At 40.1% G+C, this 12,390-nt stretch carries 14 protein-coding genes and 3 pseudogenes; 16 read left to right on the plus strand and 1 reads right to left on the minus strand.

What is annotated here, in order from left to right; genetic code table 11:
• The first annotated feature begins 1 nt into the window (after position 1).
• From QSH61_RS23945 to QSH61_RS24020, 15 genes and pseudogenes are all read left to right on the plus strand, one after another.
• Positions 2-856 carry an immunity 49 family protein gene (locus QSH61_RS23945; RefSeq protein ID WP_206472068.1) on the plus strand — a complete coding sequence of 285 codons (855 nt, stop codon included), beginning with the start codon at positions 2-4 and terminating at the stop codon, positions 854-856.
• A 437-nt stretch (positions 857-1,293) separates the two neighbouring features.
• Positions 1,294-1,555, plus strand: a pseudogene (locus QSH61_RS24375) (hypothetical protein); the annotation flags it as partial.
• A 471-nt stretch (positions 1,556-2,026) separates the two neighbouring features.
• The gene (locus tag QSH61_RS23955; protein WP_206472069.1) at positions 2,027-2,587 is read left to right on the plus strand and encodes a hypothetical protein; all 561 of its coding nucleotides are present in this window, start codon (positions 2,027-2,029) and stop codon (positions 2,585-2,587) included.
• A gap of 621 nt (positions 2,588-3,208) precedes the next feature.
• Positions 3,209-3,469: pseudogene (locus tag QSH61_RS24470) on the plus strand (hypothetical protein); the annotation flags it as partial.
• A gap of 10 nt (positions 3,470-3,479) precedes the next feature.
• Complete coding sequence (locus QSH61_RS23965) at positions 3,480-3,827, plus strand: HNH/ENDO VII family nuclease (RefSeq protein WP_206472073.1); 348 nt, start codon at positions 3,480-3,482, stop codon at positions 3,825-3,827.
• A gap of 78 nt (positions 3,828-3,905) precedes the next feature.
• Positions 3,906-4,358 (plus strand): SMI1/KNR4 family protein, encoded by a 453-nt coding sequence (locus QSH61_RS23970; protein ID WP_095728256.1) that lies wholly within the window; start codon positions 3,906-3,908, stop codon positions 4,356-4,358.
• A 179-nt stretch (positions 4,359-4,537) separates the two neighbouring features.
• A pseudogene (locus QSH61_RS23975) lies at positions 4,538-4,669 on the plus strand (transposase family protein); the annotation flags it as partial.
• An 18-nt stretch (positions 4,670-4,687) separates the two neighbouring features.
• Positions 4,688-4,834, plus strand: coding sequence for a T6SS immunity protein Tdi1 domain-containing protein (locus QSH61_RS23980; protein WP_233525243.1), 147 nt, complete (start codon positions 4,688-4,690; stop codon positions 4,832-4,834).
• 414 nt (positions 4,835-5,248) lie between these two features.
• The gene (locus QSH61_RS23985; protein WP_227387789.1) at positions 5,249-5,956 is read left to right on the plus strand and encodes an HNH endonuclease signature motif containing protein; all 708 of its coding nucleotides are present in this window, start codon (positions 5,249-5,251) and stop codon (positions 5,954-5,956) included.
• A 9-nt stretch (positions 5,957-5,965) separates the two neighbouring features.
• Positions 5,966-6,433 (plus strand): SMI1/KNR4 family protein, encoded by a 468-nt coding sequence (locus QSH61_RS23990; protein ID WP_206471178.1) that lies wholly within the window; start codon positions 5,966-5,968, stop codon positions 6,431-6,433.
• 428 nt (positions 6,434-6,861) lie between these two features.
• Positions 6,862-7,260: an immunity 22 family protein gene (locus QSH61_RS24000; protein ID WP_206471177.1), complete on the plus strand. Its 399-nt coding sequence runs from the start codon at positions 6,862-6,864 to the stop codon at positions 7,258-7,260.
• 96 nt (positions 7,261-7,356) lie between these two features.
• A complete protein-coding gene (locus QSH61_RS24005) occupies positions 7,357-7,875 on the plus strand; it encodes a group-specific protein (RefSeq protein ID WP_206471176.1) in 519 nt (172 codons plus the stop codon).
• 409 nt (positions 7,876-8,284) lie between these two features.
• Complete coding sequence (locus QSH61_RS24010) at positions 8,285-9,100, plus strand: polymorphic toxin type 15 domain-containing protein (RefSeq protein WP_227387791.1); 816 nt, start codon at positions 8,285-8,287, stop codon at positions 9,098-9,100.
• On the plus strand, positions 9,100-9,786 hold the full coding sequence (locus QSH61_RS24015) for a GAD-like domain-containing protein (RefSeq protein WP_010377850.1): 687 nt from the start codon (positions 9,100-9,102) through the stop codon (positions 9,784-9,786). Before QSH61_RS24010 ends, QSH61_RS24015 begins: the two co-directional genes overlap by 1 nt.
• A gap of 178 nt (positions 9,787-9,964) precedes the next feature.
• On the plus strand, positions 9,965-10,423 hold the full coding sequence (locus QSH61_RS24020) for a YrhA family protein (protein ID WP_248298622.1): 459 nt from the start codon (positions 9,965-9,967) through the stop codon (positions 10,421-10,423).
• A 179-nt stretch (positions 10,424-10,602) separates the two neighbouring features.
• On the opposite strand, the gene QSH61_RS24025 is transcribed toward QSH61_RS24020, so the two are convergent.
• Positions 10,603-11,067, minus strand: a complete 465-nt coding sequence (locus QSH61_RS24025; protein ID WP_125254462.1) for an Lrp/AsnC family transcriptional regulator — start codon at positions 11,065-11,067, stop codon at positions 10,603-10,605.
• Between the two features lie 143 nt (positions 11,068-11,210).
• On the opposite strand from QSH61_RS24025, the gene QSH61_RS24030 reads away from it, so the two are divergent.
• Positions 11,211-12,251, plus strand: coding sequence for a zinc-dependent alcohol dehydrogenase family protein (locus QSH61_RS24030; protein ID WP_125254461.1), 1,041 nt, complete (start codon positions 11,211-11,213; stop codon positions 12,249-12,251).
• The last annotated feature ends 139 nt before the right edge of the window (positions 12,252-12,390 follow it).

Genomic DNA, 12,390 nt, shown 5'->3' on the forward strand with positions numbered 1-12,390 from the left:
AATGATTAAAAATCATTATACGTACGCACAGGCCAGCTATGAAGATAGCCAAGACTCATACAATAGGTTTCCTGACGAATTAACACTCACCGCAATTAGAAATAAACCGCAAAGTGCTTTGTCTACGTTTTTAACAACCAACTTAAGAACATTCCCACTAGAAGCCCTTGAAAACCCAAACAGCAAAAATGCATGGAAATACCTCACGCGTGCACAAGAATTAGGATTGGGAATTTTTCAATCTAACGATAATCCAAGTAAGCCATTTCAACTACACTACGATAACCAAGTTATTGAAGTAGTCGGGGCATTAGACCCTGAAGGCGCTGATATTTTTAATTGGCCAAAGGCTATGTATCTTGCAATAATTACGCGAAATCAAGATGCGATTGATTATCTAATTCAAGTTGATGATTCAGTTTTTAAAGCGGCTAACTATGCTGAGCAATTCACTCCTTTTGATTACGCTCTAGTTGATTTGCTCAAGTCCATTTTTACGCCTGACGCAGACTTAGCCTCGGCAATTGAAAAAGCACTAATTACCAGTAATCCAGACGATTACAAATACGATGAGGCTTATCACTATGCTAGTAGACTCTACTGGCCCGTAGTTTCTGTCATTTTAGGTATATTTACCGATGATGGTGGTGTGGAGTTTAACCAAGCGATTGAAAAAGCGACGCTACTTCATAAAGAATTCTACGATACCAAAGAAGAGAAATTTGAAATTGATGGCGCACTATCCATCCCGCTAATCGCAATGGCTGCATTAGCAAAAGACATTAAAGGCTATGATTTGACCACAGAAAATGGCTATATTCTTCAGTGGCTGGTAAACCCTAATCCACCAAAATGATTAAGGTAAATTAAAAAAAGAAGTCTAATTTGCTAAACCACACACTTTAACAACATGGACGTTACAAGGCTAGGTTCAATCACCTTCCTAGCCTACACTTCTCACCAAATTTCTTCTGCTGCTTTCATGTACATTTTTAATTAGAGAAACCACGGTTGTTAATCTTTAACTACTCTACTGAGATGGTATGCAGTGGTAAGACAAAGCCATAAATAAAGACCCAAGACATATCATAACCATAGTCAAAGTTATCTTAAAAAAATACCGGAGAATCTCTCTCTGCAGCGCTTGCTGTACTGCGGCTTTTTACCCAAAGAAAAGTCGGTAAAGGCGACCCAGTTAAATACCTAAGAGACATCAACTGGCAAGACCTAGGAAAACAATCCGCCACGGAAGTTAAAAACATCGTCAAAGGCCTGCGCGATCCACTTGATGACATGTCTACCAGTTGGCACTACGACCTACTACTCCCAGACGCTGCTATCGAAGGCATGCAAGCCACGGTAAAACGCCTAGACGACGTCACCCCAAAAATCGACCAGCATATGCAACAAGCCGCCCAAGAAATCGGACAGCGAGTTAATAAAGCACTGGATGAATATCAAGGCCAATCACCAATTCGGGGCGTCACCGACAAGCCCACCAAAGCCAAAGCCGATGAGTTGGAACCACCAAAAGGGAATGAGCTGCCGGGGTCTGCTGAAAGTCAAAGAGAAACGTTACTAACATCCGGCCCTAAGAGTGTATTAGCTAAAAGCTTTGCACTATTCAAAGAAAAGACTTCAGAAGTTGGAAAGCTAACCTTTCAGAGCAGGGATATACGAAGGAACAAATTCAAGATGCCGTATACTACGGCTCATTGTTATCAGGAAAAAACCTTTGGGGGGATAACTGGAAAAAGTATCTTGAAGAAATTACAGGAACAAAATATCCTGGCTTACCATCTCATGCACATCACCTAGTGCAGAAAAAAGGCGGTGGTGACTTTGGTGTTGACAATAGAAAGATTCTATCTGATGTTGGTATCAATCCTCTATTGTCAAGGTGTAATTTTACATGGGCCCCAATTAATGTGAAAGGACAACATGGTATAGCTCCTCAAGCTGAGTTAAATAGGCGTCTAAAAGAAGCTGAAGGCAATAAAGATGCTATTATTAGGGTGTTGTCTGAATGGAAGGTTATTTGCGAGAATCGATGATGGGAAGCATAAAAATACAAAAAGATAAATTAATTACTACTTTAACAAGTATCCTTAGCACTGAGGCTGCTTCCCTTGTATCGGCTAATAAAAAGGTGGGATCGATAGCTCTCCACTTAAGTTCTGGATGTGCGGGGTTTGGACTCTCAGCAAATATACTTGAGAATAATACCGCTTCTCAGGATAAACTAACTACTTTAGAAAATTACTATTTATATTCCGTTGATGAGTGGCCGATAATATATTTTAATTATGATTCATTTTTAGAGCTAAATGAAAAAAACGATTTGTTTTTGGAAGAATTGTATGATGAAGGTCTAAGTGATGAGGAAATATTTGAAATATATGAAGACATTTCAACGAAAGCACTTAGTGAAATAAAGAAAGTATTTGATGGGATAATATTTTTTTGCGTTCAGTTTAGTGATGCGAGTGTGAATGAGCTAAATATGATGAAGGTAGTTCATTCAAAGCTGTATGAGCATGAATTTAGAGGGTTTGTTAGATTTATAGATGAACAACTAAGTAGTTAACTTTTGATTTTAAAATTTTTATCTTTTAATTTATAGTTTAGGGCGGCATTCCACTTTGCTCATAGATTAACCAAAGTGTAATTCCGCCCTAAAAACCCACTGTATGGACAAATCACCCCAGCGCAAGCCGCTGAAATGGTACGCAGCGGCAATACCGCACCACTGGTAGAAGCCAATGGCATTGCAACCCAAGCAGGTGATTGGTTGTGGGGCACACTCCAAGGCGACTTTAATCAAAACCCCTCCACGTCACAAATCGTGGTAGGTACCTTGATTTCCATGATACCGATTATCGACCAAGTCATGGATTTACGAGATATCACCGCCAATGTCATGCTACTGACTGACGATGATGAAGCCAACGACACCGACGCTTGGCTTGCCTTTACCCTAACAGGTATTGGCTTAGTGCCAGTTGTGGGCTCAGCAGTCAAAGGCGTGGGCAAGGTTATCTTAAAAAATACTGGAGAATCCCTTTCTGCTGCGCTTGCCGTACTACGCAAGCTCGGCAAAGGCGACCCAGTTAAATACCTAAGAAACATCAACTGGCAAGACCTAGGAAAACAATCCGCTACGGAAGTTAAAAACATCGTCAAAGGCCTGCGCGATTCACTTGATGACATGTCTAGCAGTTGGCACTACGACCTACTGCTTCCAGACGCCGCCATCGAAGGCATGCAAGCCACGGTAAAGCGCCTAGACGACGTCACCCCCAAAATCGACCAGCATATGCAACAAGCCGCCCAAGAAATCGGACAGCGAGTTAATAAAGCACTGGATGAATATCAAGGCCAATCACCAATTCGAGGCGTCACCGACAAGCCCATCAAAGCCAAAGCCGATGAATTGGAACCGCCAAAAGGGAATGAGCTGCCGGGGGGGGGGAGCTGCAGTGAATGAGAAAATTTCCAGCTCAAACTACAAAAAATATACACCTAATATGGTCAATAATCGCAAAATGTATAAAAGCGATCTTGATTTTACGTCAGAAATACCAGCACATATTGATTCAAGTGTTCATAAGAGTATTAGAGCTAAAATTGAAAATGGTTGGTCAAATCTTGATTTAATGAAAAATGGGAATGCTCCGATAGGGAAGGATGGTAAGCAAATAAATTTGCATCACATTTTGGGACAAGAACCGAGCCCAATGGTGGAGCTTCTATCTTCAACTCATAAAAAACACCACAAAGCTTTACACGGTCTAATCGAAGATGGTAAAAGTTTTAGGAATAACTAATCACTCCAATATCAGTATGATAAATTTAAAAAAGAGTACTGGAAATTTAGAGCAAAAGATTTTGAGTAGGAAAGTTATATGAATAAATATAGTGAGTTAATTAAACAACTTGATTTGAGCGAACACGAAACCTTTTGGCAAGGTGCGGCTGACCTGAAAGAAATAGCTCTACTTGAAAAGTTAATTTCGATTAGGCTTCCACCTTCACTAGTGAGTTTTTTAAGAGAGTGTGGCGGCGGGGGAGTGATAGACTCAGAGATCTCTGGCATTGAAGATAATAATGCCAACTTAACGCACGGTGGGACGATATTAGGTGACACTCTAGATTGCAGGGGAGAATTTCAATTACCTAAGCATTTAGTTGTCATTTTTTATAAAGAAAATGAAATCTGTTGGTGCTTAGACTCTAATACCCAAGAGGAAGAATACAAACTGGTTAATTATAACTTATTTAAAAAACAAGTTGACGAGGTAATCTCGGACTCCTTCTTCTCATTCTTTTGTGAATATGTTGAGATTAGAACCTCGTAATTATAATTAAGTCAAAAATACTGAGAGCTGCGCTTAGTAGTCACGGTGGGATCGCCTTTGTAAAAAGACTTTAACACCCAGCTCTTTTCTGATCTAATAACGCCCACATTATCACTATCTACTTGTTAATTATGTCGTTATTTAGCTAACTTTAACTTGTTGAAGATAAGCGTTCTTCCATCAACCAACATCATGCTCTTACTGATGTCTTGTTTCTTATCATTTCGGCGGTTTTATCTAATTGAGAAGGCTGGAAAGATACCGAAATATTTGGGCGCAGTAAACTACCATGGCTCAGGCAGTTTGAAAATGGAGAAATCTATGGCTTTGTGCCAGCTCTTGCCCTTGCTGGCGAACCTAAGCTTGAGAATCTCCAAAAGGTAAAAGCCACGGAACATTTGGCATTCCTAGCTGACCTTGGAGAGAAGCGTGTTATGGCTGATATCGTTGCGCTATCTAACCAATTAACCCCATAACCAATAGCACTTTTTTAAGTCCTTTAAATACATAAATGTTGCAAGGCTAGGTTCAATCATCCTCCTAGCCTACATTTCTCATCAAATTTCTTCTGTTGCTTTCATGTACATTTTTAATTAGAGAAGCTGAGGTAGCTAACTTTCAACTGCTTTATTGAGATGGAATGCAGTGGTAAGACAAAGCCGTAAATAAAGACCCAAGACATATCATAACCATAGTCAAAGTTATCTTAAAAAAATACCGGAGAATCTCTCTCTGCTGCGCTTGCTGTACTGCGGCTTTTTACCCAAAGAAAAGTCGGTAAAGGCGACCCAGTTAAATACCTAAGAGACATCAACTGGCAAGACCTAGGAAAACAATCCGCCACGGAAGTTAAAAACATCGTCAAAGGCCTGCGCGATCCACTTGATGACATGTCTACCAGTTGGCACTACGACCTACTACTCCCAGACGCTGCTATCGAAGGCATGCAAGCCACGGTTAAACGTCTAGACGACGTCACCCCCAAAATCGACCAGCATATGCAACAAGCCGCCCAAGAAATCGGACAGCGAGTTAATAAAGCACTGGATGAATATCAAGGCCAACAACCAATTCGAGGCGTTACCGACAAGTCCATCAAAGCCAAAGCCGATGAGTTGGAACCACCAAAAGGGAATGAGCTGCCCAGTGGTCAAAACAAGTTGTTAGCAGCTGAAAAACTAGAGATACGAGCTTCCGATTATGCGAGTTTAATTAATTCAAATAAACCTTGGTCTTGGAAAGATTTTCCAGAAGGCGATAAGCTTACTATTAAAGAAAAAAGAGCAATCAAGCAAAAGGCTATTGATAAAGGCTTGGTTCCTAATGTTTCGTTTAAATCTGGAACAAAATACCCTGACGTTGCGTCAGCTGGTTTAATTAAAGCAAAGTTAGAATTGCCAGAAGGACTATGGAAAAAATCAGATTACATTCAATTTAAGTGGCTCGATGAAAAGTTGCCTGTAGGTATGAGAGATGGTAACACTTGGCATCACTCAGAGATTCCTGGTGTTATGGAGTTGGTTCCTTTTGGTCCTCATAATATGATTAACCACCAAGGTGGAAGGTCGAAAGGCCATTGGGCATACAGCAAAAAATAGAGGTTATATATGATCACTAAACGTAATGACTCTTATGAGTTAAATAACTCAAGCATATTTGAATTGGAAAGCTTTTGCAGAGTTAAACTTCCACATTCATTTATCGAGTTTTTCCGCAACAACAATGGCGTTGCTTTTGAAGGGTTAACTTACGACATAGACAATGAGGAGCGGTTGATTGAGCGAACACTTCTTATCACAAACGATTCAAATTTGTCAGACGATATTATGCAATACGAAATAAAAGTGGTGCTCGCTCAGATTGAAGAGCGCCTAACCGACAATGAAGATTTAGTGGGTGCTGAGCTACTTCCTTTTGCTCATGTTTTTGGTGGAGACTTTTTATGTTTAAACTTCAAAGATAGCGTTATTGAGCCGTCAGTTGTACTCTGGGATCATAATGAATCAGATGAATTAAGTCCTGTTTTTGTACTAGTTTCGGATAGTTTTGAAGCTTTTGTTGAACGTCTCTGCTAGGCTGAATTATAGGTAATATAAACGGTTAGTCTGCGTCCCCCTTATTAGCATTGGGTATTAGATGTCGTAATTAAGAAAGGTGCTTGTCAGAAAAGTGAACCAATTTCGGCGGAAAACCGCACTGTTCAGACCGGTTGTTTATAACTTTGTAAAACACACTGGTCGTGAAGATTCGATACGTCGCAAATATGTACGAACCTCAATTGACGATGAACTTGAGGCAGAGCTGACCTTCAGTGTTAATGGTAGTTAACACTGTATGCTCTCACCCTGGGATCGAGAGCTCCAAACTCGAAAAGATCTACAATCAATTGCAAAAAATAATAAAAAGATCTGAAAGTCTAGATCCTTAAAAACAATATCAGAAAGTGGGTTGAAGGTGGTTATATTTCATTGCCCAAGGGATTTCATAAATAAGGCGCACTAAAATGACCAAAGAGGAATGCCTAGAAGAAGACGACTATTATACTCAAGGGTTTGAAAAAGAAGGTGTCGTTTCTATATGGCTTGGAGTTGAAGCTGCGGATGAATCTATAGAAGTTGATGTTCTACAAGATCTGTGTGGCGTTGGTTATTATGACTTAGCAAATCAAGAATCTGAGTATATAGAATCAGGAATTGTCGATATTGCAGAACTTTTTACAGAAATATCTTATGCAAGTTCCTTTGAAAAAAGTGCCATAGACTCTGCTAAGTCAATCGGTATTACCAAAGCAAGGTGGCTTATTTGTCAGTTTGATTTTGATTATGACCCTAAAAAAATAACACGCTCTGTTCAAAGTGACCCTGTTTTTATCGGTTCATTTGCTTATGAGGAAGATGATTAGAATCTCAAGTGGATGTGAATCCATATCTATTTATTAAAAATAACGTGAGTATTTTCTAAGTAAGTTAACTTATCATTAAAAATATTTTTATTAGTCATGATTAACGAAGTAGTAATAGTAGTTATACGCTATCAAAGTAAAATTCGCTGGTTTAAGGGTGAACGAGAGTTATGGATATTAGATTTGGTAAAACTAAGAGACGCTTTTATAGAAAATGGATCTCAAGTTCCAGAGCTTGACGACTCTGATAGGTTTGGCCTCCATACTTTAGATGAAAATAATGTAGAAACTTTTCTGGATAAAATTCAAGGTAATGAAATAAGTTGCAGCGAACTAAGTAAGAGACTGGCATCTAGGTTCCCATCAGCTAGATCTTGGTGGGATGTTGCTGATTTATTCCCTATCATGTTTATCGACTTTGATGCTAAAAGTGTAGCCGCATTTTATCATGAGGGCGTGCAAATGGAAAAGTACATACCACAACATTGGAACGGTGAATTTATAGATTTTGCAAATGAGTACCCAGAGAATATTTTTCCTGATGATGACAAGTTCTGGGTAAAAGGCGATTCTGACTTACTTAAAGTTCTAAATGAACGAGCTAGAAAGCAATGATATTATTCGAAAGCTGTGTTCGCTGATTTTCGGCGAATATTAGTACAACACATCTAAGATAAAAGCTTTTATTAAATAGTCAGGATCACCAGCTCAACTCATAACTTCTTAGCGCTTCGCGTGTCCGAGTTAATTGAAAATACTAACATCGTTTCACTACCTTCAAAATCAGAGGCTGTAGGGGTTATTCAAAGCCACCAATAGAGGCCCAAGACATGTCACAACCATAGACAAGGTTATCTTAAAAAATACCGGAGAATCACTCTCCGCTGCGCTTGCCGTACTACGCAAGCTCGGCAAAGGCGACCCAGTTAAATACCTAAGAGACATCAACTGGCAAGACCTAGGAAAACAATCCGCCACGGAAGTTAAAAACATCGTCAAAGGCCTGCGCGATTCACTTGATGAAATGTCTAGCAGTTGGCACTACGACCTACTGCTTCCAGACGCCGCTATCGAAGGCATGCAAGCCACGGTTAAACGCCTAGACGAGGTCACCCCCAAAATCGACCAGCATATGCAACAAGCCGCCCAAGAAATCGGACAGCGAGTTAATAAAGCACTGGATGAATATCAAGGCCAACCACCAATTCGAGGCGTCACCGACAAGCCCACCAAAGCCAAAGCAGATGAATTGGAGCCGCCAAAAGGAAATGAGTTGCCGGGGGCTGCAATAAAACGTATGCCGCAACATAAAGTAGCTTGCTTTAAGAAGAACGATAAAGGCACTGTACAAGAATACGACCGACAGTTAGAAGGCCAAATGAAAGGGCTTAATAACATGACAGTAAAAGAATACCTTGATAATCGCGACGCTTTTAAAAAGATTGGACGAAAAGGAACTGGGAAAGCACAAAAGAAAGCAAGAGAAGACTTTAAGAACGAACTTATTTTAAAGTACGAGGAAAAGCTTATTAATAGCGGTGAGTATTTTGGAGATGAAGCCATCAAGCAAGCCAAGCAGCTCGCGAGTAAAGATATGAAAACCCTTCATGCGCTACATAACCCTGATATGATAGCGGGCGGATTAGATGAGGTCGTTGAATTAGGGGATGCAAGTGTGAACCAATCTATTGGCGCGCAATGGAATAATAACGGCTTTGACGACAACGGTATGAAGACTACATCGAGTCGAGTTGAAATAATGGATATTGAGGCAAAAAAGGCACTCTCTACACTTGGTCCCGATACAAAGTTAAATATGAACCTACATAGGTGCAAATAATGAATAAGTTTTTTGACAATTTTTATAACTATAAAGGTTTTGGGCCGGCTACCCACTCAATTGAAACCTCACAGGAGGTTTTGGACTTTTATCATGATAAATTACCCAAAAAATTACTCGACTACTGGCTAGAGTATGGCTTTTCCAGTTGGGGGAAAGGCATATTCTGGACCGTAAATCCAAAAGAGTATGAAGAAGCTTTAGCGTATTGGTTGCGCGGTACTGAGTTCGAAGAGAGACAATTACGAGGGGTTGATAAGTACCACGTAATCGCAATTGGAGCTTTTGGTCGAATGTTTATTTGGGGGGAAACATCGGGTCAAAGTATTAAAATCAACCCAGGTTATGCAATGATTTTACCTACCAACAAAACTGAAGACCTTAATAAGTTTGGCTCTGAACGATGTATAGAGTTATTTTTTGCTACGATGTCAAAGGACCTTGTTGATGAGAAAGACCTTGATGATAGGCTTTTATTTGAACGAGCTTTGGAGAAGTTAGGTCCTCTAGAAAATGGAGAAATCTATGGCTTTGTGCCAGCTCTTGCCCTTGGTGGCGAACCTAAGCTTGAGAATCTTCAAAAGGTAAAAGCCACGGAACATTTAGCTTTCTTAGCAGACCTTGGAGAGAAGCGTGTTATGGCCGATATCGTTGCGCTATCTAACCAATTACCCCATAACCAATAGCACTTTTTTAAGTCCTTTAAATACATAGATGTTGCAAGGCTAGGTTCGATCATCTTCCTAGCCTACACTCCTCACCAAATTTCTTTTGCTGCTTTCGTTTTAAAAATGACGCACTATGAAACAATAAACGTCGATTGGCCAATTCCCGAAGGTTTGGTTTATCCTAAGTGAGATGATGATGAGCGTACTAATCAATTTGATCGAACAGAAAAACAAAATAGAAGAATCGCAATACCAAGAAGGTTTTTTACTTCCTCCTGCAACTGAGAAACAACTTATAAAGCTGCAAGAAAACTCATTAAGATTGTTTAAGAGGAAAATATCAGACCAGTTTATAGAATTATTAAAAATTTCAAATGGTTTTTCTGTAAATGGTTTAAACGTGTATGGTGCAAACACCATCGAAAGTCCAATTTATCTACCAGGTATAATTGAAGCCAATGAATCATTTTATGAAGAGTACTCCCTGAAGCAATTTATTGCATATGCTGATGAAAACATGAGTCGTGTAGTTTTCAATTTGAACACCCGACTCTATGCTGTCATAGATAGAGTTACTTGGGAAATAATTGATGAGTATGAAACGTTTGAAGAAGCGTTACTTGCATTAATTGAGGAGAGTTGTGTGTTTGAATAATGTGTACCAGCTCAGGATTTGAATAAGTCTTAATTTGATCTGTCAGATTCGAATAATAAAACTCAATCAAATCTGACAGTCGCATATGTGCCAACAACTGCCGCTCTATAGCTCTTAATATCTCAAATCTAATTGTGATAGCGGACGCTCAAACCAAACTTTTTTGGATATAGCAATTTTTAGCCAATCGGAAGCCTAGAGGAAGCTTTTAGTTCTCGCAGTGATAAGCTTGAACGAATAGACGAAACCCCTGGTAATTTACGTAAGGTATTATCGATGAACTGGCTATAGTCATCCAAATCTTTTGCAACAACCTGTAATAGGAAATCAGCGTCACCTGTTGTATTGTGGCAAGAAAGTACCTGATCGCAATTTTGGATAACTGCTTCAAAAGTGGTGGTTGTTTGACTGTCATGCTCTGTGCAAGTGAGCTGTACGAAGGCCAATACACCAAACCCTAGCTTACGTCTGTCTAAATTGGCTTGGTAACTTTCGATATATCCTTCCTCCTCTAAACGCTTTAACCTTCGCCAACAGGGGGACTCACTCATCGCCAGTTCGTTGGCTAACTTCGCATTCGTCAAGCGACCATCTCTTTGCATATGCCACAAAATATCATTGTCTATCTTGGTTAGCTTACTCATAGGGAGACTCTTTCTTTAAGTGGGTTATATATGAAAGAGTATTTCCTTATTTGGCAGCCTTCAAGTTAATTTAGCAAGGTAATTTCAGTTTTAACTCGTAGTATAGTCCGAGGTAACAAACTCGATACATAAGGCGGTTGGTGATGAAAGCAGTTGTTTACGAAAAATTTGGTCAAGCACCAAAAGTAATGAATGTTAAAGAGCCGGAATTGGCTGATGATGGCGTTATTATCAATGTTAGAGCTACAGGCGTGTGCCGCAGTGATTGGCATGGCTGGAAAGGTCATGACTCAGGTATTGAGTTGCCTCATGTGCCGGGACATGAATTTGCTGGCGTGGTAGAAGCGGTTGGCAAAAATGTTCGTCACTTTAAGGTGGGTGAACGTGTAACTGTGCCGTTTGTAAATGGTTGTGGAAGTTGTCCGGATTGTCATTCTGGTAACCAACAGGTTTGTTCAACCCAAACGCAACCAGGTTTTACTCATTGGGGGTCGTTTGCCGAATATGTACCGATTAATAATGCCGATACAAATTTAGTTCACTTACCTGACGATATGGATTTTGCTACAGCAGCAAGTCTTGGTTGTCGATTTGTAACTTCATTTAGAGCCGTGGTCGACCAAGGTAAAGTGAAAGCTGGGCAGTGGGTTGCTGTTCATGGCTGTGGGGGCGTTGGATTATCTGCCATCATGATCGCCAATTCCATTGGTGCAAATGTTATTGCCGTCGATATTGCTGAAGATAAACTTACGCTTGCTCGCTCTTTAGGCGCCGTTGCCGTCATTAACGCAAGTAAGGTTGACGATGTTGCTGAAGCAATTATGTCACTTACCCGAGGTGGCGCTCATGTCTCGCTAGATGCACTTGGCCACAGTGTGACTTGTGTCAATTCAATCAAATGCCTGCGCAGCTTAGGTAAACACGTCCAAGTAGGCTTGCTGCTGGGGGATCAAGCAGCTCCCAATATCCCTATGAGCAAGGTAATTGCTCAAGAGCTAGAAATCATTGGAAGTCATGGTATGCAAGCTTTCCGTTATCAAGACATGTTGGCAATGATGCTTTCTGGGAAACTGGCACCTGAAAAACTAATAGGTCAGCGCATTAATCTTGAGCAATCGATCGATGCTTTAACCACCATGGATTCATCTTCTGTACCTGGCGTAACTGTTGTTACTGAGTTTTAAGTGGCAATGTGAATAATTTAACTGCTTGAATCAGGTTGATTTCATTAATTTGGAAAACATGGCAACCAGTATGAACACAGGTTTAATGGCTCATGGTGTTATTGCCATTAATATTGTTATTTCCAAATGTTCTGATAAG

Origin of the sequence: Pseudoalteromonas sp. JC3, from assembly GCF_030291895.1 — a bacterium.
Lineage (GTDB): Bacteria > Pseudomonadota > Gammaproteobacteria > Enterobacterales > Alteromonadaceae > Pseudoalteromonas.

Bases quoted from the DNA above. Each gene is read 5' to 3' on its own strand.
- QSH61_RS23945 (WP_206472068.1), top strand. From the start codon at position 2: ATGATTAAAAATCATTATACGTACGCACAGGCCAGCTATGAAGATAGC.
- QSH61_RS23955 (WP_206472069.1), top strand. From the start codon at position 2,027: ATGGAAGGTTATTTGCGAGAATCGATGATGGGAAGCATAAAAATACAA.
- QSH61_RS23970 (WP_095728256.1), top strand. From the start codon at position 3,906: ATGAATAAATATAGTGAGTTAATTAAACAACTTGATTTGAGCGAACAC.
- QSH61_RS23985 (WP_227387789.1), top strand. From the start codon at position 5,249: ATGTCTACCAGTTGGCACTACGACCTACTACTCCCAGACGCTGCTATC.
- QSH61_RS23990 (WP_206471178.1), top strand. From the start codon at position 5,966: ATGATCACTAAACGTAATGACTCTTATGAGTTAAATAACTCAAGCATA.
- QSH61_RS24000 (WP_206471177.1), top strand. From the start codon at position 6,862: ATGACCAAAGAGGAATGCCTAGAAGAAGACGACTATTATACTCAAGGG.
- QSH61_RS24005 (WP_206471176.1), top strand. From the start codon at position 7,357: ATGATTAACGAAGTAGTAATAGTAGTTATACGCTATCAAAGTAAAATT.
- QSH61_RS24010 (WP_227387791.1), top strand. From the start codon at position 8,285: ATGTCTAGCAGTTGGCACTACGACCTACTGCTTCCAGACGCCGCTATC.
- QSH61_RS24015 (WP_010377850.1), top strand. From the start codon at position 9,100: ATGAATAAGTTTTTTGACAATTTTTATAACTATAAAGGTTTTGGGCCG.
- QSH61_RS24020 (WP_248298622.1), top strand. From the start codon at position 9,965: ATGAGCGTACTAATCAATTTGATCGAACAGAAAAACAAAATAGAAGAA.
- QSH61_RS24025 (WP_125254462.1), bottom strand. From the start codon at position 11,067: ATGAGTAAGCTAACCAAGATAGACAATGATATTTTGTGGCATATGCAA.
- QSH61_RS24030 (WP_125254461.1), top strand. From the start codon at position 11,211: ATGAAAGCAGTTGTTTACGAAAAATTTGGTCAAGCACCAAAAGTAATG.